This is a genomic window from Nocardioides okcheonensis (genome assembly GCF_020991065.1).
GTDB classification, from domain to species: Bacteria; Actinomycetota; Actinomycetes; order Propionibacteriales; family Nocardioidaceae; genus Nocardioides; species Nocardioides okcheonensis.
Genome location: NZ_CP087710.1, coordinates 1896739 through 1911177, shown reverse-complemented (window position 1 = coordinate 1911177; position 14439 = coordinate 1896739). Strand labels below are relative to the sequence as shown.

The 14439-nt window shown below is 73.5% G+C and carries 14 protein-coding genes; 11 read left to right on the top strand and 3 right to left on the bottom strand.

The window, feature by feature from the left end; genetic code table 11:
• The first annotated feature begins 9 nt into the window (after positions 1 to 9).
• From LN652_RS09235 to LN652_RS09225, 3 genes are all read left to right on the top strand, one after another.
• On the top strand, positions 10 to 606 hold the full coding sequence (locus LN652_RS09235) for a hypothetical protein (RefSeq protein WP_230444371.1): 597 nt from the start codon (positions 10 to 12) through the stop codon (positions 604 to 606).
• Positions 607 to 741: 135 nt separating this feature from the next.
• Positions 742 to 1197 carry a type II toxin-antitoxin system PemK/MazF family toxin gene (locus LN652_RS09230; RefSeq protein ID WP_230444370.1) on the top strand — a complete coding sequence of 152 codons (456 nt, stop codon included), beginning with the start codon at positions 742 to 744 and terminating at the stop codon, positions 1195 to 1197.
• A 9-nt stretch (positions 1198 to 1206) separates the two neighbouring features.
• Positions 1207 to 2616 carry an ABC transporter substrate-binding protein gene (locus LN652_RS09225; protein ID WP_230444369.1) on the top strand — a complete coding sequence of 470 codons (1410 nt, stop codon included), beginning with the start codon at positions 1207 to 1209 and terminating at the stop codon, positions 2614 to 2616.
• 42 nt (positions 2617 to 2658) lie between these two features.
• Here the strand turns inward: LN652_RS09225 and LN652_RS09220 are convergent, their stop codons facing one another.
• Together LN652_RS09220 and LN652_RS09215 are read right to left on the bottom strand one after the other, a co-directional pair.
• A complete protein-coding gene (locus tag LN652_RS09220; RefSeq protein ID WP_230444368.1) occupies positions 2659 to 3969 on the bottom strand; it encodes an HRDC domain-containing protein in 1311 nt (436 codons plus the stop codon).
• 3 nt (positions 3970 to 3972) lie between these two features.
• Positions 3973 to 4593 carry a DUF3000 domain-containing protein gene (locus tag LN652_RS09215; RefSeq protein WP_230444367.1) on the bottom strand — a complete coding sequence of 207 codons (621 nt, stop codon included), beginning with the start codon at positions 4591 to 4593 and terminating at the stop codon, positions 3973 to 3975.
• A 170-nt stretch (positions 4594 to 4763) separates the two neighbouring features.
• Between LN652_RS09215 and hemE the strand changes: the two genes are divergently transcribed.
• The gene (gene hemE / locus LN652_RS09210) at positions 4764 to 5720 is read left to right on the top strand and encodes a uroporphyrinogen decarboxylase (RefSeq protein WP_230444715.1); all 957 of its coding nucleotides are present in this window, start codon (positions 4764 to 4766) and stop codon (positions 5718 to 5720) included.
• On the opposite strand, the gene LN652_RS09205 is transcribed toward hemE, so the two are convergent.
• On the bottom strand, positions 5686 to 6708 hold the full coding sequence (locus LN652_RS09205) for a LysR family transcriptional regulator (protein WP_230444366.1): 1023 nt from the start codon (positions 6706 to 6708) through the stop codon (positions 5686 to 5688). The two genes, hemE and LN652_RS09205, sit on opposite strands and share 35 nt — an antisense overlap.
• A gap of 143 nt (positions 6709 to 6851) precedes the next feature.
• Here LN652_RS09205 and LN652_RS09200 point away from each other — a divergent pair, with 143 nt between their 5' ends.
• The 7 genes from LN652_RS09200 (at position 6852) to LN652_RS09170 (ending at position 14414) form a co-directional block, all read left to right on the top strand.
• Positions 6852 to 8201 (top strand): acyl-CoA dehydrogenase family protein, encoded by a 1350-nt coding sequence (locus tag LN652_RS09200; protein WP_230444365.1) that lies wholly within the window; start codon positions 6852 to 6854, stop codon positions 8199 to 8201.
• A gap of 224 nt (positions 8202 to 8425) precedes the next feature.
• Complete coding sequence (gene sfnG / locus LN652_RS09195) at positions 8426 to 9541, top strand: dimethylsulfone monooxygenase SfnG (RefSeq protein ID WP_230444364.1); 1116 nt, start codon at positions 8426 to 8428, stop codon at positions 9539 to 9541.
• A complete protein-coding gene (locus LN652_RS09190) occupies positions 9538 to 10779 on the top strand; it encodes an SfnB family sulfur acquisition oxidoreductase (protein WP_230444363.1) in 1242 nt (413 codons plus the stop codon). Before sfnG ends, LN652_RS09190 begins: the two co-directional genes overlap by 4 nt.
• A gap of 35 nt (positions 10780 to 10814) precedes the next feature.
• Positions 10815 to 11957 (top strand): LLM class flavin-dependent oxidoreductase, encoded by a 1143-nt coding sequence (locus tag LN652_RS09185; RefSeq protein WP_230444362.1) that lies wholly within the window; start codon positions 10815 to 10817, stop codon positions 11955 to 11957.
• Positions 11954 to 12469 (top strand): NADPH-dependent FMN reductase, encoded by a 516-nt coding sequence (locus LN652_RS09180; protein WP_230444361.1) that lies wholly within the window; start codon positions 11954 to 11956, stop codon positions 12467 to 12469. Before LN652_RS09185 ends, LN652_RS09180 begins: the two co-directional genes overlap by 4 nt.
• A complete protein-coding gene (locus tag LN652_RS09175) occupies positions 12466 to 13068 on the top strand; it encodes a flavin reductase family protein (protein ID WP_230444360.1) in 603 nt (200 codons plus the stop codon). Before LN652_RS09180 ends, LN652_RS09175 begins: the two co-directional genes overlap by 4 nt.
• Complete coding sequence (locus LN652_RS09170; protein ID WP_230444359.1) at positions 13065 to 14414, top strand: MFS transporter; 1350 nt, start codon at positions 13065 to 13067, stop codon at positions 14412 to 14414. The genes LN652_RS09175 and LN652_RS09170 overlap by 4 nt, the downstream gene beginning before the upstream one ends.
• The last annotated feature ends 25 nt before the right edge of the window (positions 14415 to 14439 follow it).

The following is a 14439-nucleotide window of genomic DNA, read 5'->3' as shown; positions in this document are numbered from 1 at the left end:
TCTGGACCGGTGACCGGCCGCCAGCACCACCGCCCGATGACCCCCGGCGACGCCTTCTTCGACGAGATCGTCGGCGGGGCCGACCCCGCCCAGCTGCGCGAGGCGGGTGACCTCGCCGCCACCGTGCTGGTGCGCGGCGCGCGACAGTCCCACGACCCCGCGCTGGTCGAGCGGGTGGTCCACCTCGCGGAGACCGAGGGGCTCGAGACGCTCGCCGAGGTGTGGTCGGGCGCGCCGGCCGACACGCTGGCGGGCAGCCTGTGGCGGCTGTTCCTGCTGCGCTCCTGGGTCCACGCCGACCCCGAGCGGGTCTCCCGCGAGTACGAGGCGGGCCAGCGGCGGGTCGACGTGGCGCGGGTGGTCGCGGGCGTCGCCGACCCGCCCGGCCCGGCCGAGCTGAGGCAGATGGTCGACGAGGTGCTGCGCGGCATCGCGAGCGGCGACTTCGCCGTCACGCTGTTCCGCGCCGCGGCGTTCGCGCGCATCGTCGCGGCCGGTCGCGCGGCCCTGGGACAGTCCAGCCACGAGGAGATCAGCCGGATGCTGGTGCTGTCCGAGCAGCTCGAGTCGGCCGGTCACGGGGAAATCGCCGACACGCTCGCCTGAGCGACTACGATGACGCGAGTGCGCCGGGCCGTGGCAGCCCCGGGTCCCAAAATCAGCCGCTACGAGCGGCCACGCGCCGTGAGGCGCTCCCGGTCCGGCGCACTTCCACCCCTCCGGGCCGCCTAGGCTCGGGGCATGAGCCTCCGTCGACGCCTCACGCGGCTGCTGTCGCCGTCGCCGTCCCGCTCCCGCGGCCCGGCCGCGCCCGGCGGGGTCAGCGCCCGCTACGCCCCCGAGGCCGACGGCGCGCCCGACCCCGGCGAGGTGGTCTGGGCCTGGGTGCCCTACGAGGAGGACCCGCGCCAGGGCAAGGACCGTCCGGTGCTGGTGCTCGACACGGCGGGCGACGGCTGGACCGGGCTGATGCTGACCAGCAAGGACCACGACCGCGACGCCGCCGACGAGGCCCGGTGGGGACGGCACTGGATGGACGTCGGCAACGGCGGCTGGGACCGGCAGGGACGGCCGAGCGAGGTCCGGCTGGACCGGCTGGTCCACCTCGACCGCGACGGCGTGCGCCGGGAGGGTGCGGCCCTCGACCGGGATGTCTTCGAGGCGGTCGTCGCGGCGGTGCGTGGACTGTCCCGTTAGGGTCTGTCCGTGCGTCCTGCGTCTCCCCGTCGTGCTGCCCTGGCCTGCTGCGCCCTGATCGTCGCCGCGGCCACCGCCGCCTGCTCCGGCGAGGACGAGCCGCGCCCGCAGCCGACGCAGCCGTCGACGCAGTCGGGCAAGCCGTCGGAGAAGCCGCGCCAGATCACCTTCGGCGCCTACGGCAGCAAGGAGGAGGTCGCGGCCTTCCAGAGCGTCGTCGACTCCTTCAACGCCGCCTCCAGCACCCGCGAGGTGACGCTGAAGTCGTGGCCCGACCACGAGTCGGCGCTCGAGGACGTGCTGGCCGGCAACGCGCCCGACGCGTTCCTCACCTCGCGCATCGACCTCGACCAGCTCGTCGAGGCGCAGGCGATCAAGCCGGTCAGCCTGCTGCTCGACGAGCGCGGCGTCGACTTCGGCGACCGGTTCTCCCGCGACGCCGTCGACGCGTTCGCGATGGACTCCGAGCTGCAGTGCATGGCCTACTCGGTCTCGCCGATGGTCGTCTACTACAACACCGACCTCGTCGACTTCGACAAGATGGAGCGCCGCGACTACGACGTCCCGACCGCCAACAGCGAGGGCGTGCGCGAGCGCTGGACGCTGGCGGAGTTCGGCGCCGCCGCGACGTTCGCCTCGCGCAAGGGCGACAAGCGCGGCGTGTGGATCGACCCGACCCTGCAGGGCCTCGCGCCGTTCATCTACTCCGGCGACGGGCAGGTCTTCGACGACGACCGCGAGCCCACCTCGCTCGCGTTCTCCGACGACTCGACCCGCGAGGCCCTCGACCAGACCCTGCAGATCCTGCGCGACCCGACGCTCACGCCCACCAACGCCCAGCTGGCCCGCGCGACGCCGGTGCAGCTGTTCAAGCGGGGCGAGCTCGCGATGATCGCCGGCTTCCGCAACCTCGTCCCCGAGCTGCGCGACGCCGACGACCTCGAGTTCGACGTCCTGCCGATGCCGACCATCGACAGCCGGGCGACGGTCGGCGACATCAGCGGGCTGTGCCTGTCGGCCGACTCGAAGGTCCAGGGCGACGCCGCCGACTTCATCGCCTACGCCGTCTCGGACTCGGCCATCTCGACGGTCGCCTCGACCGGCTACATCGTCCCGGCCAACACCGAGGTGGCGTCGTCCTCGGAGTTCCTCGCCCCCCAGCTCGAGCCGGCCCACGCCGGCATCTACAACGACAGCATCCGCTACATGGAGGTGCCGCCGTTCATCGACCAGCGCGAGGAGCTGATCGAGGCGGTGACCCCGCTGCTCGAGCGGCTGGTCACGGCTCCCGGGACCCTCGACCTCGACCAGACCACGCAGGAGATCGACGACGCGTCGAGGCTGATCCTGTCTCCCGAGGAGACCGAGTCGCCCTCGGAGTCGCCGTCGGAGACGCCCAGCGAGTCTCCGTCGGAGTGACGCCCCACCCCTGACCACCGAGCTCCCGGGGCCACCCGTCGGCTAGTCCGCGTCGACCTCGGCGCCGAGGATCGCGCCGACGAGCGCGCCGGTGACCAGGCCGGTCTGCCAGGGCCGGGCACCGTAGGAGGCGAGCTGGGCGCGGACGGCGTCGGCGAGCGCGGCCGGCTCGCGGGTCGCGGGCGGCGCCCACATCAGCCGGCGCAGGAAGTCGGGGGTCAGCAGGTTCTCCACCGGCAGGTGGTGGACCTCGGCGAGGTTGAGCATCGACTCGCGCGCGGCCTTGAACCGGCGGTCGGCGACGGGCTCGCGGTCGGCCCAGGTGCGCGGGTGCGGCGGGCCCTCCCCGCGCGGGGCGCGCGACGGCAGCTCGGCCTCCGGCATCTCGCGGACCCGCTGGAGGGCGTCGACCCAGGTCGAGGCGTAGCGGCTGGCCCCGCGGCCGTGGAAGCCCTGGGTGGCGAGCAGCGAGCGGCGGTCGGTCGGCATCGCGGTGGCCGCGACCACGATGGCCGAGTCGGGCAGGATCCGGCCCGGGGTGACGTCGCGCTCGGCGGCGATGGCGTCGCGGGCCTCCCACAGGGCGCGGGCCGCGCCCAGGGAGCGTCGCCCGCGCAGGCGGTGCACCCCGGACGTACGCCGCCACGCCTCCTGCCGGACGGCCGGCTCGAAGCCGAGCAGGTGGTCGAACTCCTGGCGTGCCCACTCGGCCTTGCCGGCCTCCTCGAGCTCGGCGGCCATGTGGTCGCGCAGCTCGACCAGCACCTCGACGTCGAGGGCGGCGTACTCCAGCCACGGCGTCGGCAGCGGACGCGTCGACCAGTCGGCGGCGGAGTGCTCCTTGCGCATCCGCTGGCCGAGGACGGTCTCGACGAGGGTGGCGAGCCCGACGCGCGGGTAGCCCAGCAGCCGCCCGGCGAGCTCGGTGTCGAACAGGCTGGTCGGGACCAGGCCGACCTCGCGCAGGCACGGCAGGTCCTGGGTGGCGGCGTGCAGGATCCACTCGGTGCCCTCGAGCGCGTCCTGGAGCGGGGCGAGCGTGGTCAGCGGGATCGGGTCGACCAGCCAGGTGCCGGCGCCCTCGCGGCGCAGCTGGATGAGGTACGCGCGGTTGGAGTAGCGGTAGCCGGAGGCGCGCTCCGCGTCGATCGCGACCGGTCCCGTGGCGGCCGCGAGCGCGGCGCACGCCTCGGCGAGGCCGGCGTCGGTCTCGACCACCTCGGGCAGGCCGTCGCGCAGCTCGAGCAGCGGCGCGGGCTCCGCCTCCTCGGGCGCGTCGGCGCCGTCGGTGCCGGCGTCGGGGCCGACCTCGGGCCGGTCCTCGGGTGTGGGGGAGTCGTCGGTGAGGGCCATCGCTCAGGTGCCGCGCTGTCCGCGTCGGCTCGGGATGGCGGTGACGCCCTCGGGCACCGGCGGCAGCCCGACGGCGGTGCACATCAGCTCGCCCCACGCCTCGACGTGGGCGGTCATGTCGAGCCCGCCGTCGTCGTCGGCGACGGGCGTCCAGGAGGCCCGGATCTCGACCTGGGCGCTGCGCGGCTCGTCGGCCATCGTGCCGAAGCTCTCGGTGGTCACGCAGGTGACGCTGCCCGACGCGGTGTGGAACGGCGCGCCGTGCGCCTCGAGGGCCTCGGTGAGCCACGACCAGCCGACCGCGGCGAGCATCGGGTCGGCGCCGAGCTCGGGGTCGATGTCGGCGCGGGCGTAGGCGACGCAGCGGAACGTGCCGTCCCAGGCGTCGTTGCCGGCGGGGTCGTGCAGCAGGATCAGCCGGCCGGTGCCGACGTCGTCCTCGTCGACGGTGACGTCACCGCTCAGCGCGGCCGACCAGGGGGCGATCCGCTGCGGCGCCGGCATCTCCTCGCAGAACACCTCGGGGCGCAGCGCAGCCCGACGCATCGACTCCACAGCCGCGCGGAACTCCGCGGGCCCAGCCCCGGCAGAGGTGCTCGGGTGGGTCTCGTGACGGGCCACCATGGCCCCAGACTAGGTCAGCGGCCCCCGATGCCGATGTGTCGCCACGCCGTCTGACCTGCGAGGATTCGACCGTGACCGACGCCGTTCCCGCCCCCCGTCCCGGCCTCGAGACGAGCCCGTTCCTGGCCGCCGCCCGCGGCGAGGAGCCGTCCCACACCCCGGTGTGGTTCATGCGGCAGGCCGGGCGCTCGCTGCCGGAGTACCTGAAGGTCCGCGAGGGCATCGGCATGCTCGAGTCCTGCATGGACGCGGACCTGGTCACCGAGATCACCCTCCAGCCGGTCCGCCGCTACGGCGTCGACGCGGCGATCTTCTTCTCCGACATCGTGCTGCCGCTCAAGGCCGTCGGCGTCGACCTCGACATCGTGCCGGGCGTCGGCCCGGTCGTCGCGTCACCGGTCAGGACGCTCGCGGACGTCGACGCGATCCCCGACCTGACGCCCGAGCACGTCCCCTTCATCACGCAGGCGGTGCGCCAGCTCGTCGCCGAGCTCGGCGCGACGCCCCTGATCGGTTTCGCCGGCGCGCCCTTCACCGTCGCGTCCTACCTCGTCGAGGGTGGTCCGTCGAAGGAGCACGCGAAGACCAAGGCGATGATGTTCGGTGCCCCCGACGTGTGGGACGCGCTGATGCGCAAGATCGCCGGCATCGCCGCGGCCTACCTCCGGATCCAGGTCGAGGCGGGCGCCTCGGCGGTCCAGCTGTTCGACTCGTGGGCCGGTGCGCTCACCCCGGCCGACTACCGCGCGTCGGTGATGCCCCATTCCGAGCGGGTGCTGGCCGCGGCCGGCGAGCTCGGCGTGCCGCGCATCCACTTCGGCGTCGGCACCACCAACCTGCTCGGGCTGATGGGCGAGGCGGGTGCCGACGTGGTCGGCGTCGACTGGCGCACGCCGCTCGAGCACGCGATCCCGCTCGTCGGCGACCGCGCGGTGCAGGGCAACCTCGACCCGACGCTGGTCTTCGCGCCGACCGAGGTGATGACCGCCCGCGCGGCCGAGGTGATCGACGCCGGCCGGGCGGCGAAGGGCCACATCTTCAACCTCGGCCACGGCGTGATCCCCTCGACCGACCCCGGTCAGCTCGCGGCGCTCACCGACTTCGTGCACGGCTACCGATCGGCGTGACCACCGGCCGGTCGCCGCTCGCCGCGGGCGCCGCGACCGGCGGCTCGAGGGGCGCGTCGTCGGGGAGGTCCGCGGCGAGGTCGACCCCGGCGAGGTAGGCCCGCGCCCGGCGCACCAGCGCGGTCTGCAGGTCGCGCACCGCCTCCGGGGTGCGGTCCGAGCGGCGTCGCAGCATCACCAGCGTGACCGTCGTGTGGTCGGTGCTGATCGGCCGGGTGGTCAGCACACCCGCCTTCACCAGCGGGTCGGCGGTGATCGAGAAGTCGGGCAGGATCGAGATGCCCAGGCCCGCGGCCACCATCGCCTTGCCCATCTCGGCGCCGTCCGTGGCGTAGGTCGTGGCCGGCATGTCGGCGCCGAAGAGGCGCTGGGCGTAGCGGTGCATGACGTAGCCGGTGCGCATGAGGACGTGGGGCTCGGCGCGCAGCTCGGCGACGGTGACCCGGGTGCGATCGACGAGCGGGTGGTCGGCGCGCAGGCACGCGACCGGCGTGCCCTCGATGAGGCGGTCGGCCACGAGCGAGGTGTCCACCTCGTCGCCCGGGAGCAGGTTGACCAGGCCGAGGTCGAGGACGCCCTCGGCGAGGCCCTGCTGGATGTCGGCCTGGCGGCTGTTGACGACCTCGACGCCGCCCGACCCGTGCCGCGCGTGGAGGTCGCGCAGGGCCGGGGCGAGGAGGCTGGAGGACGCGGTGCTGACGGTGCCGATGCGCAGGTCGCGACGGCGTACGGACTGCTGGCCGGCCGCCTCGCGCAGCCGGTCGACGGCGCCGAGCACCTCGGCCATGAACTCCTGCAGGTCCAGGCCCTGGCGGCTGATCCGCGACCCGGTGCGACGCCGGTCGAGGAGCGTCGTGCCGAGCTCCTTCTCCAGCTTGGTCACGGCCTCGCTGAGGGCGGGCTGGGAGATGTGCATGGCCTCGCTCGCCCGCCGCAGTGATCCGTGCTCGGTCACCGCCGCGAGGTACTCCAGCTGTTCGATCCGCACCGTGGGCTCCTGGTTCTCGCTGCTCCTCCGCGCGCGGAGGAAGGTCGGGTGGTCGGAAGAACCTGTCGCCGCGGATGCAGGTGCGCCGACGCCGACCACTTAAAGTCTACAAAGTCACTATACAAACCGGGAGGATTTCCACCATGACCACCCTGCGTGTCCGGCCCACCGATCGCCGGACCGAGACCCCGTCCGCCGCTGCCGACCACCCCACGGCAGCCGGCTCGACGGCGCGCACAACCGACCACCTGCTGGCCGAGTGGCGTCCCGTCCTCGACGCCGTCGCGGAGGGAGCCGTCCAGCGCGAGGTCGACGGCACGCTGCCCTTCGAGGCCGTGGCGCTGCTCAAGCGGGAGGGCTTCGGCGCGACCCGGGTCCCCGTCTCCCACGGCGGCGCGGGCCTCGGGCTCGTCGACGTCGCGCGCCTGTGGATCGAGCTGGCCTCGGTCGACGCGAACCTCCCGCAGGCCTTCCGCGGTCACTTCGCCCTCGTCGAGGACCGGCTGTGGCACCACGCGCGCACCAGTGACCAGAGCGTCTGGTTCGACCGCTTCGTGCGCGGCGAGATGGTCGGCAACGCCTGGTCTGAGGTCGGCTCGGACATCGACCTGCCGCGCACCGTCCTGGCGCCGCGCGCCGACGGCTCCTACCGGCTCGACGGCACGAAGTACTACACGACCGGCAGCATCTACGCCGAGTGGGCCGACGTGCACGCCCGCCTGCGCGAGCCCGGGCGCCCCGACGAGGCCGAGGACGCCACCGCGATCGCGATGGTCGACCTCCGCGACCCGGGCGTCCGGGTCAGCGACGACTGGAACGGCTTCGGCCAGAAGGGCACCGGCAGCGGCACCGCCACCTTCGACGGCGTCGGGGTCCCCGCCGACCACGTGCTGCCCTTCGAGGAGCGCTTCCCCTATCAGACGGCGTTCTACCAGCTGAACCTGCTCGCGACCCTGACCGGCATCGCGAAGTCGGCGCTGGCCGACGTCGTCGAGGCCGTGCAGAAGCGGACCCGGAACTTCTCCCACGCCAACGCCCCGCGGGTGCGCGACGACGCCCAGGTCCTCGCCCGGGTCGGCGAGATCGCCGCCGCGGTCTACGCCGCCGAGGCCGCGACGCTGCGGGTCGCGGCCAGCATCCAGGCCGTCGCGGACGCCGCCCTGTCCGGCGCCGACGAGGTCGCCCGCCTCGTCGAGGCCAGCGAGATCGAGTCATCGACCGCCCAGGTCGTCGTCTCGGAGCTCGTGCTGCGCGCCACCTCCGACATCTTCGACGCGCTCGGCGCCTCGGCGACCGCGCGCCCGCTCGCGCTCGACCGCCACTGGCGCAACGCGCGCACCGTCGCCTCGCACAACCCGCGCATCCTCAAGGCGCGCGTCGTGGGTGCGTACGCCGTCAACGGCACGCCGCCGCCCTACGCGTGGTCGATCGGCGGCACCCGCCGTCGCCAGGACTGGGACGCCACGCCCGCGGCGGGCGGCAGCGCCACCTGAACCGACCGGTCACGCACCGGCTCCACGAGAGGGGGTGGAAGGCACCGCCTGTCCCGAGACCTGTCACCGGGGGGTGACAGGTGCGGACGACAGGCAGGGCCTTCCACCCCCTCGCCATCCCCGCGCGACCGGCTGTCGGCCGACCGCGACGACCCCTGCTACGTTTGTCTACAAGATCGATAGAGATTAAGCGCGAAACCGTAGGACCGTCCCGAGGAGAACCCATGAGCACGTCCCCCGCCGCCGCCCGCGAGCCGCTGCAGTTCGCCTACTGGGTGCCCAACGTCTCCGGTGGCCTCGTCATCTCCGACATCGAGCAGCGCACCGGCTGGGACTACGACTACAACAAGCGCCTGGCGCAGACCGCGGAGCAGAACGGGTTCGACTACGCGCTCACCCAGGTGCGCTACACCGCCTCCTACGGCGCCGCCTTCCAGCACGAGGCGACCAGCTTCAGCCTGGCCCTGCTGCTGGCGACCGAGCGGCTCAAGGTCATCTCCGCCGTCCACCCCTACATGTGGCACCCCGGCGTGCTGGCGAAGTTCATCGCCACCGCCGACCACCTCAGCAACGGCCGCGCCGCCATCAACGTCGTGTCCGGCTGGTTCAAGGACGAGGCGACCAGCATGGGCGTGCGGTGGCTCGAGCACGGCGAGCGCTACCGGATGGCGGAGGAGTTCATCGCCTACATGCGCGAGATCTGGTCGCGCGACGGCGCCGAGCTCCACGGCGAGTTCTTCCAGCTGCGCGACTTCGCCATGAACCCCAAGCCGCTCGACCTGCCCGGCCGCCCGCTGCCGGAGATCTTCCAGGGCGGCAACTCCGGCGTCGCCCAGGCGATGGCCGGCCGCGTCAGCGACTGGTACTTCGCCAACGGCAACACCCCCGACGGCATCGCCGAGCAGGTCGAGGGCGTGGCTGCGTCGGCCGCCGCCGCGGGCCGCACCGTGAAGATCGGCGTCAACGGCTTCATGGTCGCCCGCGACACCGAGGCCGAGGCGCACGCCACCCTCGAGGAGATCATCGCCAAGGCCAACCCCGAGGCGGTCCGGGGCTTCGGCGACGCGGTCAAGCAGGCCGGCCAGTCGACCGGGGACAAGAAGGGCATGTGGCAGGACTCGGACTTCCGCGACCTGGTCCAGTACAACGACGGCTTCCGCACCGGCCTCGTCGGCACCCCGGAGCAGGTGGCCCACCGGATGCTGGAGTTCAAGCGCCGCGGCGTCGACCTGTTCCTCCTCGGCTTCCTGCACTTCCAGGAGGAGGTCGAGCACTTCGGCCGCGAGGTGCTGCCGATCGTCCGCGAGCTCGAGGCCGCCGAGCGGGAGGACGCTGCATGAACCACCCCACGACGCTCGTCGACCACGCCGTCGACCAGACGACCGTCCCCGTCCTCTCCGCCGACGAGGCGGTCGCCGTCGCCACCGAGATCGCCGCCGAGCTGGCCGCGACCTCCGTGGAGCGCGACCGCGACCGGCTGCTGCCCGAGCGCGAGCTGGAGCGGCTGTCCGCCTCCGGGCTGCTGGCCGTGACCGTGCCCAAGGAGGACGGCGGAGCCGCGCTCCCCGTCGAGGCGCTCGTCGAGGTGTTCCGGATCCTCGCGACCGGCGACCCCAGCGTGGCCCAGGTGCCGCACAGCCACTTCGTCTACGTCAACGCGATGCGCCACCAGGGCACCCTGGAGCAGCAGCGCTACTTCTTCGGCGAGGTCCTCGCCGGCAAGCGCTTCGGCAACGCCCAGTCGGAGGTCGGCACCCGCCACGTCCGCGACATCCGCACCTCCCTCACCCCGGTCGGCAACGGCCGCTGGCTGCTCAACGGCACCAAGGGCTACAGCACCGGTGCGCTGTTCGCCGACTGGATCCCGGTGCTCGCGCACCTCGACACCCTCGCCACTCCGGGCGCCGGACCGCTCCACGTGGCGTGGGTCCAGCGGCAGGCTCCCGGCGTGACCGTCACCGACGACTGGGCCGGCATGGGCCAGCGGACCACCGCCAGCGGCACCGTCGACCTGGTCGACGTCGAGGTCGACGACGCCCGCATCACGCCCTACCACCTGACCTTCGAGGGACCGCAGACCTACGGCGCGTTCGCGCAGGTCCTGCACGCCGCCCTCGACGTCGGCATCGCCCGCGCCGCGCTGCGCGACGCCGCCGACTTCGTCCGCACCACGTCGCGGCCCTACCCCGACGCCGGCGTGGACCGCGCCGCCGACGACCCGCTGGTCGTCCAGGCGCTCGGCCGGATGGAGGTCGACGTACGCGCGTCGGAGGCGCTGCTGCGCGAGGCCGGTCGTGCCGTCGACGCGGCCGACGCCCACCTGACCGCCGAATCGGCCGCGGCCGCCAGCCTCGCGGTGGCCGCCGTGCGCGCCCACTCCTCGCAGGTCGCGGTCGACGTCGCGAGCCGGCTCTTCGAGGTCTGCGGCACCCGCTCGGCCCTCGACCGGCTCAACCTCAACCGGCACTGGCGCAACGCCCGTACGCACACCCTGCACGACCCCGCCGCCTGGAAGGTCCAGCACCTCGGTCGGTACGTCGTCGACGGCACGCCACCGCCCAACCACGGCCAGCTCTGACCTGTCAGCACACCCCACCCTGGAGAGACATCCACATGAAGTTCCACTGGTTCCTGCCCACCAACGGCGGCGACGGTCGCCACGTCGTCAGCGGCGGCCACGGCGTCGAGCACGGCACCGCCGGCCGCCCGGCGGACGTGCCCTACCTCGGCCAGGTCGCCCGCAGCGCCGAGCAGCTCGGCTTCGAGGCCGCGCTGACGCCGACCGGTGCGTGGTGCGAGGACGCGTGGCTGACCACCGCCATGCTGGCCCCCCTCTCGGAGCGGCTGAAGTTCCTCGTCGCGTTCCGCCCGGGGATGACCTCGCCGACGCTCGCCGCGCAGATGGCCGCGACCTTCCAGAACCTCTCGGGCGGCCGGCTGCTGCTCAACGTCGTCACCGGCGGCGAGTCCCACGAGCAGCGCGCCTACGGCGACTTCCTCGACAAGGACGGGCGCTACGAGCGCTGCGGCGAGTTCCTCACCATCGTGCGCCGGCTCTGGACCGGCGAGGAGGTCACCTACACCGGCAAGCACCTGCGCGTGGAGAAGGCGAAGCTCCAGCAGCTGCCCGACCCGATCCCGGGCATCTACTTCGGCGGGTCGTCCCCGGCGGCCGGCAAGGTGGCCGCGGAGCACGCCGACGTCTACCTCACCTGGGGCGAGCCGCCGGCCGCGGTCGCGAAGAAGATCGCCTGGATCCGCGAGCTCGCCGAGAAGGAGGGCCGCGAGCTCACCTACGGCATCCGCCTGCACACCATCACCCGCGACACCTCCGAGGAGGCCTGGGCCGAGGCCGACCGGCTGCTGTCCGGGATCTCCGACGACGACATCCGTCGCGTCCAGGAGGGCCTGCAGCGCTCGGAGTCGGTGGGCCAGCAGAACATGCTCGCGCTCAACGGCGGCAGCCGCGACGGCCTCGAGATCCACCCCAACCTGTGGGCCGGCGTCGGCCTGGTCCGCGGCGGTGCCGGCACCGCGATGGTCGGCAGCCACGAGGAGGTCGCCGACCTCGTCGAGCAGTACGCCGCGGTCGGCATCGAGGAGTTCGTCCTCTCCGCCTACCCGCACCTCGAGGGCGCCTACCACTTCGGCGAGGGCGTGCTCCCGGTCCTGGAGAAGCGCGGCCTGTGGACCAACCCCGCGCCGGTCACCGCGCGGGCCTCGGTGCCCTTCGGCGCGCAGCGGGCGGCCTCGTGAGCCCCCGCGGCGTCGCCGTCGTCGTCGGCAACCCCAAGCCCCGCTCGCGCACCCACGAGGCGGCGCTGACGCTGGCCGAGCGCCTCGGGGGAGCGGACCTGGTGGTCGACCTCGCCGACCACGCGGGCGAGCTGTTCGACTGGGGCTCCGAGACCGTGTCCGACCTCGTCGCGCAGGTCGCGGCGAGCCGGGTCGTGGTCGTCGCCAGCCCGACCTACAAGGCGACCTACACCGGGCTGCTCAAGGCGTTCCTCGACCGGTTCCCGCACGAGGGACTGGCCGGGGTGACCGCCGTGCCGCTGATGCTCGGCGCCTCCGCGGCCCACTCGCTCGCCCCCGAGCACGGGCTGCGCCAGGTGCTCGTCGAGCTCGGTGCCTCCGTGCCGACCCGCGGGCTCTACGTCCTCGACGCCGAGCACGCCGACCCCGCGGCGTACGACGCGTGGCTCGCCTCCGCTGCCCCGTCCCTGCCCGCTCTTCCGACCGACACCGACGAGGTGGTCCACGCATGAGCCTCCAGCCCACACCCGCCCCGCACCTCGACCAGCGCACCCTGCGCGACGCCTTCGGCGCCTTCCCGTCCGGCGTCGTCGCCGTGGCCGGCTCGGTGAAGGGACAGCTCACCGGCATCGCGGCGTCGTCGTTCACCTCGGTGAGCATCGACCCGCCGCTGGTGTCGTTCTCGATCGCCACGTCGAGCTCGACCTGGCCCGCGCTGCGCGAGGCCGGCCATCTCGGCATCAGCGTGCTCGCCGACCACCACGACGCCGTCTGCCGCCAGCTCGCCGGACCGCGCGAGCAGCGCTTCGACGGCCTGCCGTTCAAGGTCACCGGCAACGGCGCGGTCCTGCTCGACGAGGCGGTCGCGACCTACGACTGCTCGATCCACGAGGAGGTCGTCGCCGGCGACCACGTGATCGTCCTGCTCGAGGTGCACGAGGTCGGCGCCGGCGACGGCGAGCACCCGCTGGTGTTCCACCGGTCCGCCTTCGCCAAGCTGCACCGCGACGACCTCGACCCCTCGCGCCTCGACGGCCGCATCAACGGCGCCGAGGTCGACCGCGGCGCCGACGGACAGGTCGCGCCCAAGCACGACGAGCACGCGGCGTGAGCGCCGGCTCCCACGCGGCGCAGGCACCGCCGACGCCGCGCCGGGTGGCGCTCGCGTCGGCGGTCGGCGCCACCATCGAGTGGTACGACTTCTTCCTCTACGGCACCGCCGCGGCCGTCGTCTTCGACAAGCTCTACTTCAACGGCCTCGACGGACCGGCGGCGCAGTTCGCCGCCTTCGCGACCTTCGCCGTCGGGTTCCTCGCCCGCCCGGTCGGCGGCATCGTGTTCGGCCACTTCGGTGACCGGATCGGCCGCAAGCAGATGCTGCTCCTGACGCTCGTCATCATGGGTGTCGGCACGGCCCTGATCGGCCTGCTCCCGACCTACGACCAGATCGGCGTCTGGGCGCCGATCGCGCTGGTCGTGCTGCGCGTCCTGCAGGGCATCGGCGTGGGAGGCGAGTACGGCGGCGCCGTGCTGCTCGCCGTCGAGTACGCCCCGGCCGAGCGCCGCGGCTTCTACGGCAGCTTCGCCCACATCGGCGTGCCGGGCGGCCTGGTCCTCGCGGCCGGCGCCTTCTCGATCGCCGGCCTGCTGCCCGACGAGGCGTTCCTCGCCTGGGGCTGGCGCGCCTGCTTCCTGGTCAGCATCGTGCTGCTCGGCATCGGCGCCTACATCCGGCTGTCGGTGATGGAGACGCCCGAGTTCGCGAAGGTGCAGGAGCGCAAGGAGGTGTCGCGGCTCCCGCTGCGTGACCTGCTCGCGGAGCAGAAGCGGCCGCTGCTGCTCGGCATGGGCACCCGGTTCATCGAGGGCTTCACGTTCAACCTGTTCTCGGTCTACCTGCTCGCCTACGTCGCGACCAACCTCGAGCTGCCGCGCAGCTGGGCGCTCGACGCGATCATCGTCGGCGCCGCGCTCGGCGTCGTGCTGGTCCCGGTCGCCGGCGCGCTGTCCGACCGGGTCGGCCGCAAGCCGGTCTACCGGGTCGGCGCCTGGATCGGGCTGCTGTTCGCCTTCCCGGCGGCGTACCTCGTCCAGACCGAGAACCGGTGGGCCATCTCGGCGGTCTTCGTCGTCGGGCTCGGCGTCGTCTACGGCGTCGTCTACGGCCCGCTCGCGGCGTTCTGGTCCGAGCTGTTCGACACCCGCTACCGCTACACCGCGCTCAGCACGCTCTACCAGGTCTCGGGCATCCTCGCCTCGGGGCTCACGCCGCTGATCGCCGCGTGGCTGGTGACCCGCGGCGGCGGGACGCTGTGGTGGGTCGCGGGCTACAACGTCGCGGTCGCCGCGCTCTCGCTGGTCTGCGCCCGCTTCCTGCCCGAGACCCGGGGCCGGAGCCTGGACCGCGAGGCGCTCGACGCCGCGCCGGCCCACGAGCGGGAGCCCGTCTCCGCCTGACGCGGAGACACGCAGGCATTGGTCG

Coding starts and splice junctions, on each gene's coding strand:
- sfnG (WP_230444364.1), top strand. CDS start 8,426: ATGAGCACGTCCCCCGCCGCCGCCCGCGAGCCGCTGCAGTTCGCCTAC.
- LN652_RS09190 (WP_230444363.1), top strand. CDS start 9,538: ATGAACCACCCCACGACGCTCGTCGACCACGCCGTCGACCAGACGACC.
- LN652_RS09175 (WP_230444360.1), top strand. CDS start 12,466: ATGAGCCTCCAGCCCACACCCGCCCCGCACCTCGACCAGCGCACCCTG.
- hemE (WP_230444715.1), top strand. CDS start 4,764: ATGCGGCAGGCCGGGCGCTCGCTGCCGGAGTACCTGAAGGTCCGCGAG.
- LN652_RS09220 (WP_230444368.1), bottom strand. CDS start 3,969: ATGGCCCTCACCGACGACTCCCCCACACCCGAGGACCGGCCCGAGGTC.
- LN652_RS09230 (WP_230444370.1), top strand. CDS start 742: ATGAGCCTCCGTCGACGCCTCACGCGGCTGCTGTCGCCGTCGCCGTCC.
- LN652_RS09215 (WP_230444367.1), bottom strand. CDS start 4,593: ATGGTGGCCCGTCACGAGACCCACCCGAGCACCTCTGCCGGGGCTGGG.
- LN652_RS09200 (WP_230444365.1), top strand. CDS start 6,852: ATGACCACCCTGCGTGTCCGGCCCACCGATCGCCGGACCGAGACCCCG.
- LN652_RS09185 (WP_230444362.1), top strand. CDS start 10,815: ATGAAGTTCCACTGGTTCCTGCCCACCAACGGCGGCGACGGTCGCCAC.